At 37.1% G+C, this 18530-nt stretch carries 14 protein-coding genes; 2 read left to right on the top strand and 12 right to left on the bottom strand.

Annotated features, from left to right (window positions below):
• The first annotated feature begins 144 nt into the window (after nt 1–144).
• Complete coding sequence (locus PP178_RS00830; protein WP_272592410.1) at nt 145–1854, top strand: potassium channel family protein; 1710 nt, start codon at nt 145–147, stop codon at nt 1852–1854.
• 171 nt (nt 1855–2025) lie between these two features.
• Entirely contained in the window at nt 2026–4254 is a 2229-nt protein-coding gene (locus PP178_RS00825; RefSeq protein ID WP_272592409.1) for an amino acid permease, read from the top strand.
• A gap of 210 nt (nt 4255–4464) precedes the next feature.
• Here the strand turns inward: PP178_RS00825 and PP178_RS00820 are convergent, their stop codons facing one another.
• From PP178_RS00820 to PP178_RS00770, 12 genes are all read right to left on the bottom strand, one after another.
• Nucleotides 4465–5193, bottom strand: a complete 729-nt coding sequence (locus tag PP178_RS00820; protein WP_272592408.1) for a hypothetical protein — start codon at nt 5191–5193, stop codon at nt 4465–4467.
• A 405-nt stretch (nt 5194–5598) separates the two neighbouring features.
• Nucleotides 5599–6366: a DUF6090 family protein gene (locus PP178_RS00815; RefSeq protein WP_272592407.1), complete on the bottom strand. Its 768-nt coding sequence runs from the start codon at nt 6364–6366 to the stop codon at nt 5599–5601.
• A gap of 149 nt (nt 6367–6515) precedes the next feature.
• A complete protein-coding gene (locus PP178_RS00810) occupies nt 6516–7679 on the bottom strand; it encodes a cyanophycinase (RefSeq protein ID WP_272592406.1) in 1164 nt (387 codons plus the stop codon).
• A 305-nt stretch (nt 7680–7984) separates the two neighbouring features.
• Entirely contained in the window at nt 7985–8335 is a 351-nt protein-coding gene (locus PP178_RS00805) for a cupin domain-containing protein (RefSeq protein WP_272592405.1), read from the bottom strand.
• A 436-nt stretch (nt 8336–8771) separates the two neighbouring features.
• Nucleotides 8772–9500, bottom strand: coding sequence for a DUF6090 family protein (locus PP178_RS00800; protein ID WP_272592404.1), 729 nt, complete (start codon nt 9498–9500; stop codon nt 8772–8774).
• Nucleotides 9501–9678: 178 nt separating this feature from the next.
• On the bottom strand, nt 9679–9816 hold the full coding sequence (locus PP178_RS14770; protein ID WP_430974682.1) for a tetratricopeptide repeat protein: 138 nt from the start codon (nt 9814–9816) through the stop codon (nt 9679–9681).
• Between the two features lie 58 nt (nt 9817–9874).
• Complete coding sequence (locus PP178_RS00795) at nt 9875–10606, bottom strand: DUF6090 family protein (RefSeq protein WP_272592403.1); 732 nt, start codon at nt 10604–10606, stop codon at nt 9875–9877.
• Between the two features lie 167 nt (nt 10607–10773).
• A complete protein-coding gene (locus PP178_RS00790; RefSeq protein WP_272592402.1) occupies nt 10774–11514 on the bottom strand; it encodes a DUF6090 family protein in 741 nt (246 codons plus the stop codon).
• 115 nt (nt 11515–11629) lie between these two features.
• A complete protein-coding gene (locus PP178_RS00785) occupies nt 11630–13891 on the bottom strand; it encodes a S9 family peptidase (protein WP_272592401.1) in 2262 nt (753 codons plus the stop codon).
• 812 nt (nt 13892–14703) lie between these two features.
• Nucleotides 14704–15465, bottom strand: a complete 762-nt coding sequence (locus PP178_RS00780) for a DUF6090 family protein (RefSeq protein WP_272592400.1) — start codon at nt 15463–15465, stop codon at nt 14704–14706.
• A 531-nt stretch (nt 15466–15996) separates the two neighbouring features.
• On the bottom strand, nt 15997–16737 hold the full coding sequence (locus tag PP178_RS00775) for a DUF6090 family protein (RefSeq protein WP_272592399.1): 741 nt from the start codon (nt 16735–16737) through the stop codon (nt 15997–15999).
• A gap of 129 nt (nt 16738–16866) precedes the next feature.
• Nucleotides 16867–18267, bottom strand: a complete 1401-nt coding sequence (locus tag PP178_RS00770) for a sodium:solute symporter family protein (protein WP_272592398.1) — start codon at nt 18265–18267, stop codon at nt 16867–16869.
• Between the last annotated feature and the right edge of the window lie 263 nt (nt 18268–18530).

Genomic DNA, 18530 nt, shown 5'->3' with positions numbered 1-18530 from the left:
GCTTATTATATATTTAGTTGTATATTAAATGTTGACTATTGATGTCAAGCCCCGGGAGAGGCAGCTTTTATTGGTAGCGGATATTGTATGGATCAAAAGCTCCTGATCAGGCAAATTGGAGACCCCATTTAATACATATGGATTATGAAATTTGTCGGAAGTCAATTAGCATTTTTTTTGAAGGACAGGAATTTAAGAAGGAACTCTAAGATCCTGCTCAGGTATTTGCTGTTTCTGGGGATTATCATCATAATCTATTCCATCCTCTTCCATATCATAATGCTTAATATTGAAGGCCAGGAACATTCCTGGGTTACCGGTTTCTACTGGACACTTACTGTAATGAGCACCCTTGGGTTCGGCGACATCACCTTTGCTTCGGATATTGGCAGGCTCTTCAGTATCATCGTATTGCTTACAGGAATTTTTTCGTTACTGATCGTATTACCATTTGCCTTCTTAAGGCATTTTTATGTTCCCTTGCTGGAATCACAAGATAAAAACAGGGTGCCAAGAGAAGTTCCCACAGCAACCAAGAATCATATAATTATTTGTTCTTACGAAGCCATTGCCATCGATCTTATGGAGCGTTTAAAACAGGATAAGACAACTTTTTATTTGATAGAAAATGAATTGGTAAAGGCACTTAAATTTCACGATGATGGCATCCCGGTGATACATGGTCGATTGGATGACCAGGAAACATTTGAACGGGCCAATATCAGGGAAGCAAAACTTGTTCTGGTGAACAGGGATGATATTGTAAATACCAAGATCATTCTTGCCATTCGGCAGATCGCCCCAACCATTATTATAGTTGCGATTGCGAATGATGACGAATCTGTGGATGTCCAGGAATTAAGTGGGGCCAATCATGTACTGCCGGTAAAACGCTGGCTGGGTGAACAATTGGCTAACAGGGTGAATGCACAGTATGCTAAATCGCAACCCATAGGTCAGTATGAAGATCTGTTAATTGCAGAACTACCTGTTCACAATACACCCCTGGTGTCTAAAACTATCCGGGAAACCGGCTTGAGGCAGAAATTCGGAGTCAGTATTGTGGCTATTTGGGATAGGGGAAGGATGAAACCCATAAGCGGTGTAGAAAAACTCACCAACGATAGTGTTTTGGTCATCATAGGTAATGAGGATCAGCTCCGTAGCATTGACGAGATCTTTATTGAATACGATGTAAACCCAAACCCGGTCCTGTTGATAGGAGGGGGAAAGGTAGGATTAGCTGCGGCCGAATCTTTATATAAGAATGGTATTTTGGTTAATTTGATAGAAAAGGATCCCGAGATATCGAATTCCAAGGTGAATCGTATCTGCAATGAAGTATTTACCGGGAGGGCATCGGATTACGATCTCCTAAATAAAGCGGGAATCCTGGAAGCTCCTTCAATATTACTTTCTACCAACGACGACACCATGAATATCTATTTAACTTCCTATTGTCGTCAATTGAATAAGGAGGTAAAAATAGTGAGCCGTATCTCCGAAGCTCGAAACTTAGATATCATACACAGGGCGGGTGCAAATTTTGTGTTGAGTTATGCAACATTGGGTTCTGAAGCAGTTTTATCGATCTTAAAAGGACATGAACTTACGGTACTTGGCGAAGGTATCTCGCTATTTATTGTTCCTACACCCTCTTTATTAGGAGGTAAGTCGCTGGCAGCATCTGCAATTGGTGCCAAGACGGGACTTTCGGTCATCGCCATAAAAGAGAAATCACAGGTCCTCACCCTGTTATCTGCAGATACCGTTCTTCCAGCGGACTCCGAACTGGTAATGCTTGGAAATACAGAAATGAAGCATAAATTCGACGAGATTTACTTCACTGCCTAATGGTCCCTGATCGCTGATTATTCTCCATGGTTTACCTTAGGGATGAGCAATCATGCACAGAAAACCTGGCTTATAACCTCTTCTTTATTAATCGGTATGATATTGCTTCGCCACTATTATCGAGCTTAACAGACTGACTATTAGTTATTTGCTTTTTTTGTACATTTCATTATGTCTGAAAACACCGTACATACTCCCCGAAAATTTGGAACCTTTTTGGGGGTATATACTCCGAGTGTATTAACCATTCTTGGTCTTATCATGTACCTCCGGTTTGGATGGGTGGTAGGCAATGTAGGCCTGGGCTGGACCATGGTAATTGTAATTTTAGCCAGCTCTATCACCTTTATAACCGGACTCAGTGCTTCTGCAATAGCCACGAATAGCCAGGTAGGGGTCGGGGGAGAGTATTTTTTGGTATCCCGAAGCCTGGGGATGGAAACCGGTGGCGCCATTGGCATTCCACTTTATTTTTGCAGGATATTGAGTGTAACCTTTTATTCCTATGGATTAGCCGAGGCCATTCTGATCTTCTGGCCTGCGGATTGGGGAGGCATCCCTTCCTTTGGCTTGCAGGGCCTTACCGCCGTATTTATCATTTCAGTGGCCTTACTTTCCGGTAAAAGTGCAGCTATCACCCTTAAAGCCCAACTTCCCATTATGATATTAGTAGGTCTATCCATAGTGGCCCTGGCAGTCGGAGTTTTATCGCATGAAACCCATGCCCCATTAATGAATGCAACTTATGCCACAACAGGCGATGGAGGTTTTTGGTATGTTTTTGCAGTTTTCTTTCCGGCAGTTACCGGTTTTACGGCAGGCATTGGCATGAGCGGAGATCTGAAAAAACCCAGGAAATCCATTCCCAGGGGTACCTTGGGTGCTGTATTGACCGGTGCTTTGATTTATCTGTTAATACCCGTACTGTTTGCCATAACCGGTCTTCTGACTATAGAGCAGCTTACGGATGAAGAATTTGGACTGAAGACCTGGACATCGGTGGCATTGTTTGGAGGAATAATAGTGATCCCGGCCGTGTGGGGTGCCATCTTATCTTCAACTTTCGGAAGCATCCTGGGTGGCCCGCGTGTACTGCAGGCACTTTCCATGGATGGTCTTGCACCTAAATTTCTTTCAAAGCTATCCAATACCGGGCAGCCCACCAGGGCAACCTGGATTAGTGGAGCAATCGCTTTACTGGCAGTATCCCTGGGGTCGCTTAACACCCTTGCCCAATTGGTGTCTATATTGTTCTTAACCCTATACGTGATCATTAATTTTAGTGCGGCATTGGAGGTGATTGTTGCAGAGCCCTCGTACAGGCCAAAAATCAGAGTTCCATGGTACATATCTATCCTGGGTGCTGCCGGTGCTATTGGAGTCATGTTTTTGATCAATCCCTGGGCCTGTTTGTTGGCTTTGCTCATTGTGGCAGGGCTTTATATCTGGCTACGCTCCAGATCCCTGGAACAGCAGTGGGGGGATGTGTCTGTTGGATTCTGGATAAAGGTTGCCAGGTATGCATTACTACAGCTTAAGAACAGAAGTGTTTATAGCCGCAACTGGAGACCATTAATGTTAGTTTTCGTTAAAAATGTAGACAAGCATCTTAGCCTAATTAAACTAGCTGAGTTACTGGGACAGCACCATGGGATACTTACTTTGGCGCATTTAATATGTACGGAAGAATTCGTGCCGGATGACAAAAGAAGGACTATCGAAACTGAAATCAGAAAGAAAATTGCGCACCAGGGATTCCAGGCATTTATTGAAGTTCACTCTGTAACCGATTTCCATGAAGGTTTTGTTGAAATAGCTAAGGGACACGGATTGGGAGGGTTACGGACAAATACCATATTATTTGACTGGTCTCATGACACCGAAGGCCAGATCAAGGAACTCAGGGCCATCGAAGCACTACGAAAAAAAGATAAGAATATCATTCTTTTAAATTCCAGGTCGGGGATTACAGAACGAGGAAAGGTAATAGATATATGGTGGCGGGGACAGCAGAATAATGGCGATCTTATGTTGATGTGCGCCTACCTGATAAAATTAAACCCGCAGTGGGAAGACGCCGGGATTCGGATTTTATCAGTGGTAAGAACTAAAGAACATAAAACCAAATTGAGCAAAGGCATAAAGAAATTACTCCCATTAGCAAGGATTGAAGCTTCGGTTCACGTAATTGTACATGATGGCAATTTTAGAGATGTGCTTTATGAAAAAAGCGGGGAATCAGATATGGTTTTCTTGGGGTTGCCGAAGGGCTATGAAGGTGATGAATACAAGGTTGCAAAGCATCTGGATATGCTGTGCCATGGCTTAAGGACTACAGTGTTCGTACAGAATAATGGAATGTCTCATTCGATACCAATTCTTTTAAAAGTTGGTGAATAGGGGAATTTTTCAGGAAATTATTCAAGATTTGAAGAAACAATTGAATTATATATCAATTAGATATAACGGTCTTTGTTAGCCTAAGTTGGCGGGAGTAGCTATGGTTCATTGCTGTTGCTAGGATTGCCATATTCAATACCGGGAATGTCCATCATCAGGAAGCCAATTAATTGCTGATACCTTTTGTAGGCATAGGTGAAATTCAGTCTATCACCCTTTTATCACAAGGTCAATTATTGACCTGAAGGTTTCTGATCTACCTATGGGCTCTAAAAGAAAGTTAAACACGTTTACGCCCAATGCAAGAATGGTCGCCGGATGCCTAATTTTTTTATACTTCCAGGAGGCAAGAATTATAAAAATAATTATGAAAACACTGGTAGCATGAAAAGGAGGCATGGCGGTAGGTTCATCTATAAATCCACCAGGTCCGTACCAAGCAATTAATACACCCCTGCTTAGTGCGGGCCATATAATTATGAAAACTGTGGAAATCATCCACCAGGCGTGATCTTCAAGTCTTTTCCTATGTAATATACTTTGTATTACTGCAAAGAGGAAAGCTGTCATCATTACAGTTTCAATTGCTATAACACCATAGAAGAACCAAGGCTTAAATGGTCCAAATCGTTCCGGAAATTGAGCAACGGTTTCGGCAAGTACAATATTCCTATGGTTCATGCTCAGGGCAGTAAACACTACCCCTCCGGCCAATAACATTCCAATTATTCCATTAGTTCTATGTTTTACCAAATAACCGTGAGTGGCTAAATAAGGTTGAATAATTAAGTATATATACCATAAAGATCCCGTCCAGTAATGGACATGTACGGACCATGCTTTGTTCGAAAAATCACCCCAATAATTCATAAATATCCCCAATTGCATAATAAGCATGGGAATTATCATCCATAAATGTAAATTTTTATACTTATCCATCACTCTGGTTATTTAAATGACTCCTTCAGATGTTCAGCATATATCGTTCTGTTTCTTCCCCAAATAAAAATTCAATCGGAGGAGCTGATGTGATACTGAATTGAATTTTAAAAATTATAAATTTTGATAACGGTTTCGGGGAAATCTGCTTGTAGGCGTAGCTGCCGGAGCCAAGCTACACAGGCGCATAGGGGGATCTGTTGCGCCGTACCGAAGCAGGTTTAGACATTAAATATAGAGAAAATATTCTTGATAGGGTAGGAGGAGAGCAATGCCCGCCCGCCAACCTTCGGTAGACAAGCCTGCCTGCGGAAGGCAGGCCTAACTTCGGTAGGCAGGCCCGGCAGAATATTCTGCCGGGGCACGTTTGGGCGGGGGTATTGGCACAATTGTGCTTTCGTTATTTTATCTTCTATTTAAATGTTTATCAATAGATACCTTTAATTTTGTGCCATGTTGTAATGCTTCCTTATAAAATTCTTGTTGAATTTTTATTTGATATAATCTGGCAAAATTTATTGTTGCCAATTTATCATCATTCATTATGGCTCTGATATCCAAAGGTATAGCTTCTCTTTTGTCGTTTTGGTAATATTCTTCTAATAAAGGATGTTTATTACTTCCTTTTCTGTGGTATTTACTGTAGTAATTGAAATAATAAGGTTCTATTTCTTTTTTTATGAATGTGTTGGTGATTTCTTCACGTTCTTTGATTCTATGCAATAAGTTATAATACGCAGTGATGTCCATTTGTAAATCTTTTGGTAAAATAGAAAACTCTCCTGTCTTATTTAGTTTGTCATACGCGGTGCTATTAGCATAAAAGTTTTGTTCAAATAAATTTGCAGTGATATAACCTGTTGTTAATGAATCAAAAGGTATTATTTGTTGAAACTGATCAGATAACATCTGACTTTTTATAACATTAGTTTTGATGACTTCGTTCAGTGTATCTAGCTGAATAAGATCATCTGAGATGTTTTGGCTTAGTTGCTTAAGTTGTATGTCGGCTGACTTTTGTGTTTTTGATTGTTCATTCCAGTTATTAATCTGAATCGCAATCAATATTCCAATTACCACAAGTATGATTTCTCCAATAGCATAAATCAGATACTTACTGAATTTATTTTCAGAGAGTAAATTTTGTCTAATTTTTCTAAAAAACTTAATCATTGGTTTTAATGAAGCACAACGGGTAGTATATGAAAAGCAGGCGATTTCGAAGTACTAAACTTTCAATAAAGCACATAGTTTGATGGGAGCCAAAAGCCTTGATTTCATTGCTGTTTCGTCTATTTTTTATATAACTTGTTACGCATATTTTAATTCAATTTCTCCCAAGTTTGATTTTGAATTGGAACTTTTACTTTTAATACCTTGTCATTTGAATCAAATATAAAATCTAAATAAACATCAGTTTGCGATATGTAAAATCGAGTTTCTGATTCTGGAAGGAGAGGGAAAGTTTGACCATTCGCTTTACTGAATAAAGTATCATCATTAACAAATAATTCAGATTTTACATCGGTTCCAATTAATTTATATACGCCACAGTAAATTTTTAAGTCTTTCTCTGTAAGATTTACATACTCTCTATTTCTATATGTAATTACAGACCTTGTTTTTAAATTATATTCGTCGCCAGATTTTAAGGTGTAAAACTCCCTACTGCCTTTTGGTAATTTATAGATGGTATCTCTTTCTTCTGACCATCGAGTGCCATCATACATGACAACATAACTTTTTCCTATAACTTTAAATGTATCACCTTGAACAATTATTCCAGTACCTTCATCTATTCCTATCCCTAGTAATTCAGGTCTGTTATCTAGAATTTCAAACATATCAAACTGTCTGTTTCTTTTTAAAAGGTGCTGATCAATGGCTACATTCTTTATAAAACTCAATCCAACTTCATGGTCTCCCATCATTTTTGTATTTCCTTTTGAATCTCCTCTAGCTAAATAAGAACCTTGAATAGTAGCACCAGCAGATCCTCCTGCGATAACTCCACCTCGACTTAAGAGCTTAATTAATTCATCATGCGTCTTTGTGTTTAAGTAAGAGTCCGCATGTCGCCATTGTCTTCCGCCGCTGAATATTACACCTACAGCATTTTTAATAGGTTCAATAAATTCATCTGTATTGGCTTCCTCTGGGTCTCTGGTATGTAAAACCGTAACATTAGTTAAACCGGATTTAATGAATCTTTGTTTATAATTTTCTAAAAATTCATCAGAAAGAACATCAGAAGAACCGGCTGTAGGAATTACAATAACTGGTGCGTCTGCTCCACCAATTAGTTCCATGAATTTATCTTTAAAAATTCCATAGATACCGTCGCCAGTAATAATAAGTGAGCCTTTTTCTGGACCAATTGTTTCATTATCTCTCAATTTGTAAGAATTCTGCCCTAATAAGTTGTTAGCTGGGAACATTATTAATGTAATAACAATGCAGATTAATAATTTTTGTGATTTTCTCATATTCTTTGGGTTGGTTAATACTGCATAACGGGTATGGTAATGCATCCCGACCGCCTACCTACGGTAGGCAAGGCAGCCTGCCGAAGACAGGGTTTTTAGACAATTTTTTGAATCCAATCCAGGCGTCTAACCCTAGCGATCATACAGTGAGTTATCTTCGGACTTCACCATACCATCATCTTTGCCAAACAACAGGTTATCAATACTTTAAATATAGAGAAAATATTCTTGATAGGGCTAACGTCTTGTATATGTGCCGTACCTCGAAGGGTATGGCTTATATACTTTGTTGGCTATAGGTTAATTTATTCGCCTGACATTGGAGGCCCAACAAAAGGAACGTCATTTAGTGCACAGACCTCTGCAAACTTGTCCGGCTGGTCAGGCATTAATTCATTTATAGCCTTGACTATAATTTCCATTTTCCCAGCAGGGTTACATGAAAATATCATATGGCCTATTTTACTTCTTTGATAAAATGTATGAGGAACATTCCGAGGTCCAAAGACAATATCACCAGCATTAGCAATTATTCTTTCCTCACCCACTTGAAAGATAAATTCACCCTCAATAATTTGGAATACTTCATCCTGATATTTGTGCACATAAAGCGGTGGGCCAGGCATTGGCCCTTCATTATTTTTTGATTCAAACATACAGAATTGTCCAAGTGTGTCTTGTCCAGAAATTTTCAAAAGACCAGTGGATAATTCGAAGCCTTCTTTGCGTCCTTCTCCTGCCTTAACAATAAAAGGTTCTTGGTTTTTTTTTAAGGTTACAATTTAAATTTCTGGCATTTAAAGTAAGGACTGGTGTAGCCAAAGCGGTTGCCCATATAAATTTTCTTCTTTTCATAAGGTTACTATTTACAATACATTGGTTTTCTACCTGTTGCCAACGGTCTCGGCTATGAGTAGTTGCGTAGTGCCTCCGACGAGCGAAGCGGGAGGAAGGCAGAACACTTAACTTTGCAAGCCTGCCTGCCGCAGGCAGGTACACACCAGATTAAAAATCCGCTAGTCCCGCATGTACGGTAAGAAGTAGACGAGAACGAGCAATTACTTATGGCCATTATTGTGCTTTCGTTATTTATTATTCCCTATTTTCTAATTCTTTATCAATCACTTCAATTAATTTTTCTGTTCGTTTAATTCCATTCCTTTTGTACATTCCAATAATCGGTGTTAACCAACCAATTCTATTGTTTAAATAGTTAATGTATTCTTGATCTTTACGAAGTTTATCATAATCTGCAGGAACTAAATCTCCCCAAAAATTAAATGTTTTAAAGTGTTTTCTGTATAGTTCTCTATGGTCTTGCATTTGTGTATTCCATTCTGCGTTGTTCCAATCCATTAAGAAAGAAAAGGCACTTTCATAGTGATAGGTTATAGCATTCCGTAAAGAGTCATTTTGAATAATTCTCATACCTGCATTATTCATACTGTTGTATGCGTTTTTGGTTATCAAGAATCTCGGTATCATAGGAACTTTTCCATAATGTTTGTTCAAACTATCATTATATGGTAAGTTTTTTTCAAAAGACTGTAAAATAATGTTTGCAGATTGAATACCTCTTTCGTGATAACCAATATTGGTTTTTATGTCCTGTATGTCCGACCTCAAATTTTCTTGCATTTCTTTTAAAAGGTTCAGCTCCAGTTTTTCAATTTTTTTGTTTTCGTTCCAATTGTTGATTTGTAGTGCAAGTAGAATTCCGATTACGACCAATAAAATCTCTCCAACGGCATAACCCAAATACTTGCTGAATTTATTTTCAGAGAGTAGGCTTTGTCTAATTTTTCTAAAGAATTTTATCATTTGGTTAATGTTTGGTCTTAATGAAGCAAAACGTGTGCGGGTATGCTCGCCTGCCGGCAGGCGAAGTTGCGATTCAGGTGCACTGCGTCTAAACAGGTTCAGGAATTAAATATAGGGGAAAAAGCGATAGGGGGGGCTGGCTATTGGATACTGCCCGGTGTTAGCAATAGCTTTCTAATTAATTCTTTAGATGATTATATGAATTATCACACCAGTGACAATTCGTTGAGGGTTTAAGTTCCAACGCTTTTTCAAAACTTTTAATGGCATTTTCCTGGTCGTTCAGCAAGAAGTATTCCTGACCCAATGTATCCACTAAATTACCTTCATCAGGGAATATGAGGGAATTAAGTTTAGGCAGTGCAATTGTCTACTTATTCGGTATATTCTATCAATTTGTTTAATGTTACCCTGATCTGTAAATACCTATTGTACTTATGAGTCTCGAATATGTTCAGGTCATTCACGCAATTCTCAAATTCAGAACTTAATAATAAATGGTCATTAGACTGAAGAAGTTGCGACCCTTGAACTCTGTCTATCATATATTTATCTATTTCTCTCCAAGAACCGTTTTTTTTTATGAAGTCAACGTAATATTGAAAGGCATGATTACTTCTTTTTTCAAGTGATTCCAGGTCTTCAATCAAGCTTAGCCAATCATAAATTAACCTCTTTAGTTCACTATTTTGAACCGTATTTAATCTACCGGAATTTTCGAGAGATTTAATATTTAGATTAGTTCTTTTCCATTGAGAAAACCCAAATTTTGACAATAAGCTATCTAACTTTTCGCCCTTAAATTTGTTAGATGCTAGATTATTCATCGATCGTAAGAGAGAATCAGATGAGTAAATATAGGTTTCAGAGAATTTAATTGCTGAATTAAGATTCTTTAGATTGTTATTTAATTCTAAACTTAAGTTTTCAAAGATTAAATTCTGTTGCTTAATTTCTTCTTGATTTTCTTTCCAATTATTTATTCCTAATGCAATCAGTATACCTATTACTACAAGCACAATTTCTCCAATAGCATAAATCAGATACTTACTGAATTTATTTTCAGAGAGTAGCTGCTGTCTAATTTTTCTAAAAAATTTTATCATTGGTTAATCCTGATAGCTATGGGGAATGAAGCATTACATTTTGATGTATCGCAGGTTGCGGAAAATGAGTTTTGTTTCTACCGTAAACGAAAGATAGCCAATTGCAATATATTGCGATTAGGAATTAAGCGGCAATGAGCTATACACGTTGTTGTGCTTTCGTTATTTTACAGTTCTTTATTCAGTTTTTTATCTATAAGATTTATTGTCTGAATACCTTGAGTTCTAACATTCTTAATATAATCTCTTACTTTATAGGTATATGAAAGTTCAAGATCGACCAATTTTCTAAATTCTAGAGAATTAAATGATTGTAACATTTCAATTTGGTCAAATTTGGATATATAATTCGGATTTTCTGTGTCAAATGGTCGTAATTCTGAGGTATAGTTTGAAAAACGACTTGAATGCACCTTTGCCCGTTCCTTGACTGCATTTAAATAACCATAATAATTTGCAATAGAATTTTTAATTGAATCATTGTTGATTAGCTGTATGTTTCCAGTATTTATAAGTTCATCGTAGGAATTCCTCTCCCCAAAAGTATGGCCTCCTGAAAATACACCACCGTAGGAAACGGTATTTAAAAACGCTAGTGTATCCTGTATTATCATTTCATTTTCACAAAATTTCTTTGCTAACTTTAGGCTTTCTATTTTCTTGTCTAACCTATTAATGACTAAAGCTTCATTTAGTTCATTATTTCTCGCTAACTCCTTTTTAAGATGTTTTAAAATTTTTGTTTCATGTATTGCATTAAGTCTATTTTGATTCCAATTGTTTATTTGAAGTGCAATCAATATTCCCATTACAACAAGTACAATTTCTCCAATGGCATAGATTAAATATTTTTTAAATCTATTCTCATCAAGTAACTGTTGACGAATCTTCCTAAAGAAATTTATCATAAGAGATTGGTTTCTTTAAATACATGATTTTTAACTGATTGGCTCGTTAAAATAATGAAGTACAACGGGTGGTATAAGATGCGTTTTAATGCATTTTATACAGTGTTAGTCTCAGTCAATCTTCAATTTCATCCCACTTAAAATCCCAAATAGGCTCAACTCCTCGAAGATGTTCCACAAAATAGTTCCATTTTATTTTTCTGAAATATTTGGAGTGGTCTCCTTGATAGATATGCCGTTGACTAGGTATAATGAGCATATCAAATCGTTTGTCAGCCTTTATGAGTGCTTCGGCAAGTTTGAAAGTAGCAGAGGGATTCACATTTTCATCAATTCCTCCATGAGTGATTAGTAATTTACCCTTCAAATTGCCAGCCATGGTAATGTTTGATTGCAGATGATATGCAGAGTCAACAGGCCAACCCATATACATTTCTGGCCACCAGGCTTTTTCCATTCTATGGTCATGATCAGCCGAACTAGCAACTGCAACCTTATAAAAATTTGGGTACTTCAAAACAGCATGCCCAGCATCATAGCCACCAGCAGAATGGCCAAAAATTCCAACACGAGTAGTATCAATCCAACTATATTGTTTACCCAACTGTTTTATGGCAATGACATGGTCTTCTAAATTACCTCCCAGGTTTTTGTATGAGTAATTATGAAATTGTTTTGATCTGCCAGAGGAGCCAAGCCCATCTACAACTATCGCTGCAAACCCCAATTCAGCATATGATTGTAACCAAAGTGCTTGTGAAAACTCTTTCGGGAATAATTGAGTATGTGGACCAGTATAACTATATTCAATTACAGGATAGCTCTTACTTGAATCAAAATTAGTTGGTTTCCAAATTGCACCATAAATGGTGGTTTTACCGTCATGTGCTATCGCAGTGAATATTTCTGGGGGACCCCAGTCCTTCAAAAGGGTAACATCAGCATGCCCCAGGTTCATTAGTATTTCACCCGTAGTAGCCTTTCTCAGTACAGTCGTTGTTGGGATATTGACTGTTGAAAAATTATCAATAAAGTAATCGCCATTTGGAGAAAAACTGATTTTGTGATGCCGGTCTTCAGTCGTTAGGAGCTTTAAATTTTTTCCGTTAAATGATATGCTATATAGATGCTCATAATATGGATTACGGGCCTCCTCTTTACCTGAAGCCATAAAGAAAATCTTTTGGTTTTCTTCATCAATCCTCTCAATGCTATTTATATAAAATGCACCATTGGTTATTGATTTTTCTTTTTTGGTCTTTAAATCCAAACTATACAGTTGTCGCCAACCACTTTTCTCTGATAAAAAAAACATGAGATTGCTTTTTTCGGCAAGCTCGCTAGTAAAGTTGTCAATATTGGTTTTACTAGTTTCGGAGTATAAGGTTTCAATACTCTCAGTATTAAGGTCAAATGTATAAAGTTGGATATTTTGATATCCACGAGACATTCTTTCGAGAAAAACTTTTCCAGGTGTTTTTGACCATGTTACACCAACACTATTAATGTGCGTACTTCTAGGCAAGCCCACCTTAATTTCCTTTCCAGAATTAATGTTAAAAAATACTGGTTCAACATATACCATCGAAGTATCTCCTGGTGATCCACGGTAGTATGACAATAATTTGGGTCTGTACAGTGTGTCCACACTATGGTCTAATAGATACATCTTTTGTGCAGATCTCAAATCACAAATATTGGCTGAAATCCATTCACCATTTTCAGACCAGTCAACATCAAAATGATCAGGTCGATCACCATTTTCTCCTTCAATAATATCGTCCCAGCCGTACCACGTAGCATATTCATATTCCTTTTTCCCTTTGGTACTTAGTTGTTTGATTTCTTCCGTTTCGGTCGATTTAATATAGAGGTTATAATCTTTTGAGTAAGCAATCCATTTATTGTTTGGAGAGGGTTTCTCATTCTCTTTTGTTTTGATATCTTCTTTTTTGGGGCTAAGGGAATATGTCTCAGTATTTAAAACATAAGTTTTGTTCTTAGCCGTAATTACTAATTCTGAAGGGCTCTTATACTCCACTTTACTTATCGGAAGATCATTTTCTTTAACATCCACACCAAGCGAATCTGACAATACTTGTGAAAGTTTTAGATGATCAAATAGGACGGACTGAACATGATTTGGAAATGTTATTTTGAGATACTTTTTGTTATCAAGTGATTGGTTAACGAACCACACTCCAGTACTATCTGGAAACCAATTTGGTTCGATATTTAAGTTGAATACTTTTTTGTTGTAATTATTATAAATGAATCCAACTGCTCGATTGTAATCATCTATAGTTATTTCATCTTGTGCAGATACCATACTTGAAAGGAACATTAAAAAGACTAAGACTAAGGTTGGTAATTTCATTTTGAAATTTTTACATGAATATAATGATATGGTATATATGGTTTATTGAGACTAACGGTCTCGTATAACCGTCAGTTACGGTTTTAAAGACAGTTGTTTGGAAACTACCAAGCGTCTAGCCCTAGCGATCATACAGTGAGTTATCTTCGGACTTCACCATACCTTCATCTTTCCCAAACAACTGGCTAAGCCGAGAATGCTTAACAGGTTATTAATGCTTTAAATATAGAGTAAATATTCTTAATGGGGCAGGAGGGTAGCAATGCCCGCCCGCCCGCCTGAATGGACCAGTCCGGGCAGGTACCGGACGGCACGTTCGGGCGGGGGGTATAGCCGCTGTTAGGTGCAGTTACAATGATGATTCAATTAGTGCTGGCGAGGTAATCTTCGATCTCGATAAGTAATATAATATATCGGACGGCTGTTGGATTATAAATACCCTTTACTCTCAAGGGGATTAAAAGTCCTGGTAATTCATTCAGTGTTTTCTCTAATTTGTTCACCATTTCTTGAAACCTATGCTCGAACTGTTGGGGTATCTCAGATGAGGGTAGTATAACTATCTTATCTGCTTAACTAGCTAATCGTTCATTCGCCTTACCAGGATGCGTGGCAATCGCATAATTAATTTGAGATAATTTATCTTGAAGATTGTTCAAGGGAGTCAAAATTAATTGCACCTAACGAGTTTGTATAACGCAAGTAGCGTGTTTTATCATTGTTTTTCGGAAACAATTTACGCATTTTGCAGGAAACTTATTTTCGTTAATTAACTCGTAGCGCTATTTGTGTTATACGTTGTTGTGCTTTCGTTATTTCTTTTCGTTTAATTCCTTTTCTATTAAAATTATTAAATCTTTAATTTCTGTATCGAGGTTTTTTCGAAAATCAATCACATCTTGGGTAAATGACAATTTCATACCTAGAAGATTTCTTATTCTTTTAATTTCAAGTACTTGCAAATAATTATTTATCGATTCATTTTCAATATTAATAGTTGGTATGTTAGATTTTACTAATGGGATGAAATTGATTTCCTTTTCTAGTATATCATCTATACGAATTTGATGCACGCTCAATCTGTCTTCGAGAATGTCATTGAGTTTGTTTTGGCGAAACTCTAATTCCGTAAATTTCTCATTAATATTTTTATTCTTAATTAAACTCAATTTATTAGTGCTTTTCAAATTATTGTACGCGTTAAAAGTTGGCATATCGCTTTGTAAATCCCAAACGGCATTTTTGAAAATCGAGTCACTAATTATTTTAGTGTTTACTCTAGTATCATTGGAATTAACTCCAAGAATTTGAATCAGGTTCTGCTTTAGTTGATTCTCTTCAGATATTAGTTGCTCAGATTGAATTTTCGATAAATTTAAATTTTCTATTAAGTTTTGTAAAATGGCTTTTTCCTCAATAGAGTTTTTTCTATTTTCGTTCCAATTATTAATTGATAGAGCAATTAAAATTCCAATTACGACAAGAACTATTTCTCCGATTGCATAAGTCAGATATTTCCCGAGTTTATTTTCGGTCAGATTTTTTTGTCTAATTTTTCTAAAGAATTTTATCATTGGTTAGTGGTTGGTCATAATGAAGCACAACGGCCCAGGCTATGCTTTCGGCTGTATTCACGGCGTTGCGCGAGCGTTGGGTCGACAGGGTTTTCCTGGCGAAATTAACGATGGCAAGGCGCGACGCCGACCAGAATAGTCAGGTCCAGGTTTAGTTTGGAATAAATGTAGGAAATTTTCGGAAAGGAGGATGTGCCGCTGAAGTATAGCCGTTGTTACCTAATGTTGCGCGACCCAAGCCCACCGGAAATCACCCGACCACAACATGGAAAACCCCAAGTAATAGTTTCCCGTACGGATCTTCCAATATTTTTTCAAAGGTTAATGCTAGTAAGAGGGAAGTGTTTCATTCTTTCAAGAACGCTTATTGATTTCTCCTTTTAAGCGCAATTGTAGGTAACGGTCTCGGCTATGAGTAGTTGCGTGGTTTAGCATTTAACTTTACAAGAACACACCAAGTTGGAAATTCCTGCGGAATTTCCAAAGTAGGCTAGAACCAAGCAATTAATTATACACGGTGTTGTGCTTTCGTTATTTTTCTAGCCTATCTTTAATCCTTTCTTTAATTATCTCAGCAAGTTCTTGTTGTTGTATCAAATCTCGATTGTGGTTTTTTATAGCAAAAAGTTGATATTCAAAAACTCGAATTTTAAAGTCTCGACTATTATTAATATAATCTAAATAGTCAAGATTTAATTTATGATTTACTGCCAAATCTAGAAACCAATCTTTTTGTTGAAATTCTGTAATGTTCTTTCGGGTAGCGTTTTGAACCTTTTCATAATTTTCGTTTTTGATCGCTATCGTATAGTAGTCTTCTATAGAAAAAGAGAGTGAATCAGATTCTATATCCATAGTATTAAATGTTTTAAAAAGCTGATACCCTTTTTTAGTTGTCGTTATATATATATGACTCGTAATAAGACGGATACCGTATGGGAATGTGAATTGATTTATATTATTTATGGTGTCGTACGCTATTGAAGGCACACTATCGTAAAGAATTCGATTTATTAAAGTGTCCTTTTGTTTGTAAAAGTTAATGGAAAGAGAAAGGTTTAAACTATCTGCCTTTATATCTTTATAAATTTGTGTATAAACTTGTTTTTCATAGGTTTTAGCTTTTCTATCTTCATTCCAGTTATTAATGCTTAATGCAATCAAAATTCCAATTACCACAAGAATAATCTCTCCGAATGCATAAATCAGATATTTACTGAATTTGTTTTCAGAGAGTAGTTTTCGCCTAATTTTTCTAAAGAATTTATTCATTGGTTAGCGGTTTTTGATAATGAAGCACAACGTTTAGTATATGAAAAGTAGGCGATTACAAAGCCCAAAACTTTCGATTAAGCACAAAGTTTGACACAGCCAAAACCTTTGATTTTACTACTATTTCGCCTATTTTGTATATCCATTGTTAGCGATTTTCTTCATTATTATATAGTCACATATCAAATAAGAAAGAGTACTTAAGGTGAGTGCCGCAAATAACTCAGGTATAATGGAACTGAAAAACTTTTGCCAAACTATGAATGATATAAGACCCATTAACATAGAAGTTACGGCCGATTGCCAGTAACACTTCTTCTTGAGGATTGAGAAAGTGATTACTGGTACCATCACCGGAATATAATATTCCGTTACAATCATAATAACCTGAAGGATTGAAGACATATAACTTGCCAATATCATACAAACTACTCCCATGAAGATAGTGTAAAGCTTGGCTGATATTAACTTCCTCTTTTCTGTCATCGTTTGAAATGACCCCATGAGGTCTTCACTAAACAAAATACTTCCTGCATTTAACACAGTATCCTGACTTGACATAACTACACCGATCATTGCAATAATGAAAATCCCATAAAGTATTCCCGGAAAATGCTGTGAAGCAATATAAAGTAACACTTGATCGCTATTGCCCAGCTCCGGGTACAGGTAATATCCAATACTGCCAATAAAAATCATGGACACCATCCAAATGGCCAAAAATATCCCTGATGCAATAGTGGCATTTCGAGCTACTTTATTATTTTTCGATGCAAGAAATCTACCAAGTCCACCAGCATCCAGACCTGTTGCGCTAAAAAGCCATAACAATGAGATTCCGAAAATAGCAATTGTGGGCTGTTTACTGAACTCTTCTGACGTTTCAACAGAAGCTATTTCAATGTAATCTTCCCAATAAAATTTCTCATCAGAAAGTACTAAAAAAGCCAAAATCGGGATCAGGATAATGAAGTGAACAAATTGAATTGAATCAGTTTGAATGGTAGCTCTAATACCCCCAAAATAAGAATATAGAATTACGATGGTCGTTATAATGACGATAGACCAGATTTTAGAAAAACCAAAAACATTACTAATCAACTCACCACCAGCATAGCTCATGGCCACAGTTAAGGCACCAAAAAATAGGAGCGAAAAAACTCCTGTAATGAACTGAACAATTTTATGATTGTGACTTTTTTTACCGCCAACCAGATCCCCTATTGAATAGATATCTTCGAACTTATCCCGAATGCGCGGAACCAGAAAAGCTCCAACTATCAACAGGCCTATACCACACAAGGGAATTAGGTAAGCCATAAACATCCCTTTAGAAAAACCCTCCCTTACTAAACCCATCGTCCAACCAGGGCCTATGAATGAAGCACATATTGACGAAAAAATCAGAAAGAATCCTAAGCTTCTACTGGCTACTGAGAACTCCTCAAAATTTCCTTTTTTCCGTGTGAACAGAATAAAACCAAAATACAATACTCCGAAAAGAAGGATAATCCACTGGCTTGAGTTCATATGCTTTATTGATTATCGCTAACGGCCCAGGCTATGCTTTCGGCGGTATTCACGGCGTTGCGCGAGCGTTGGGTCGCCAGGGTTTTCCTGGCGAAATTAACGTTGGCAAGGCGCGACGCCGACCAGAATAGTCAGGTCCAGGTTTAGTTTGGAATAAATGTAGGAAATTTTCAGAAAGGAGGATGTGCCGCGGAAGTATAGCCGTTGTTACCTAATGTTGCGCGACCCAAGTCACCCGGAAATCACCCGACCACCGCAAGGAA

Source organism: Zeaxanthinibacter sp. PT1 (genome assembly GCF_028464225.1).
Taxonomy (GTDB): Bacteria; Bacteroidota; Bacteroidia; order Flavobacteriales; family Flavobacteriaceae; genus Zeaxanthinibacter.
Note: the sequence above shows the minus strand (reverse complement) of the source record. Positions and strands in the feature narration are given on the sequence as shown.

Bases quoted from the DNA above. Each gene is read 5' to 3' on its own strand.
- PP178_RS00830 (WP_272592410.1), top strand. From the start codon at position 145: ATGAAATTTGTCGGAAGTCAATTAGCATTTTTTTTGAAGGACAGGAAT.
- PP178_RS00825 (WP_272592409.1), top strand. From the start codon at position 2,026: ATGTCTGAAAACACCGTACATACTCCCCGAAAATTTGGAACCTTTTTG.
- PP178_RS00820 (WP_272592408.1), bottom strand. From the start codon at position 5,193: ATGGATAAGTATAAAAATTTACATTTATGGATGATAATTCCCATGCTT.
- PP178_RS00815 (WP_272592407.1), bottom strand. From the start codon at position 6,366: ATGATTAAGTTTTTTAGAAAAATTAGACAAAATTTACTCTCTGAAAAT.
- PP178_RS00810 (WP_272592406.1), bottom strand. From the start codon at position 7,679: ATGAGAAAATCACAAAAATTATTAATCTGCATTGTTATTACATTAATA.
- PP178_RS00805 (WP_272592405.1), bottom strand. From the start codon at position 8,335: ATGTTTGAATCAAAAAATAATGAAGGGCCAATGCCTGGCCCACCGCTT.
- PP178_RS00800 (WP_272592404.1), bottom strand. From the start codon at position 9,500: ATGATAAAATTCTTTAGAAAAATTAGACAAAGCCTACTCTCTGAAAAT.
- PP178_RS00795 (WP_272592403.1), bottom strand. From the start codon at position 10,606: ATGATAAAATTTTTTAGAAAAATTAGACAGCAGCTACTCTCTGAAAAT.
- PP178_RS00790 (WP_272592402.1), bottom strand. From the start codon at position 11,514: ATGATAAATTTCTTTAGGAAGATTCGTCAACAGTTACTTGATGAGAAT.
- PP178_RS00785 (WP_272592401.1), bottom strand. From the start codon at position 13,891: ATGAAATTACCAACCTTAGTCTTAGTCTTTTTAATGTTCCTTTCAAGT.
- PP178_RS00780 (WP_272592400.1), bottom strand. From the start codon at position 15,465: ATGATAAAATTCTTTAGAAAAATTAGACAAAAAAATCTGACCGAAAAT.
- PP178_RS00775 (WP_272592399.1), bottom strand. From the start codon at position 16,737: ATGAATAAATTCTTTAGAAAAATTAGGCGAAAACTACTCTCTGAAAAC.
- PP178_RS00770 (WP_272592398.1), bottom strand. From the start codon at position 18,267: ATGAACTCAAGCCAGTGGATTATCCTTCTTTTCGGAGTATTGTATTTT.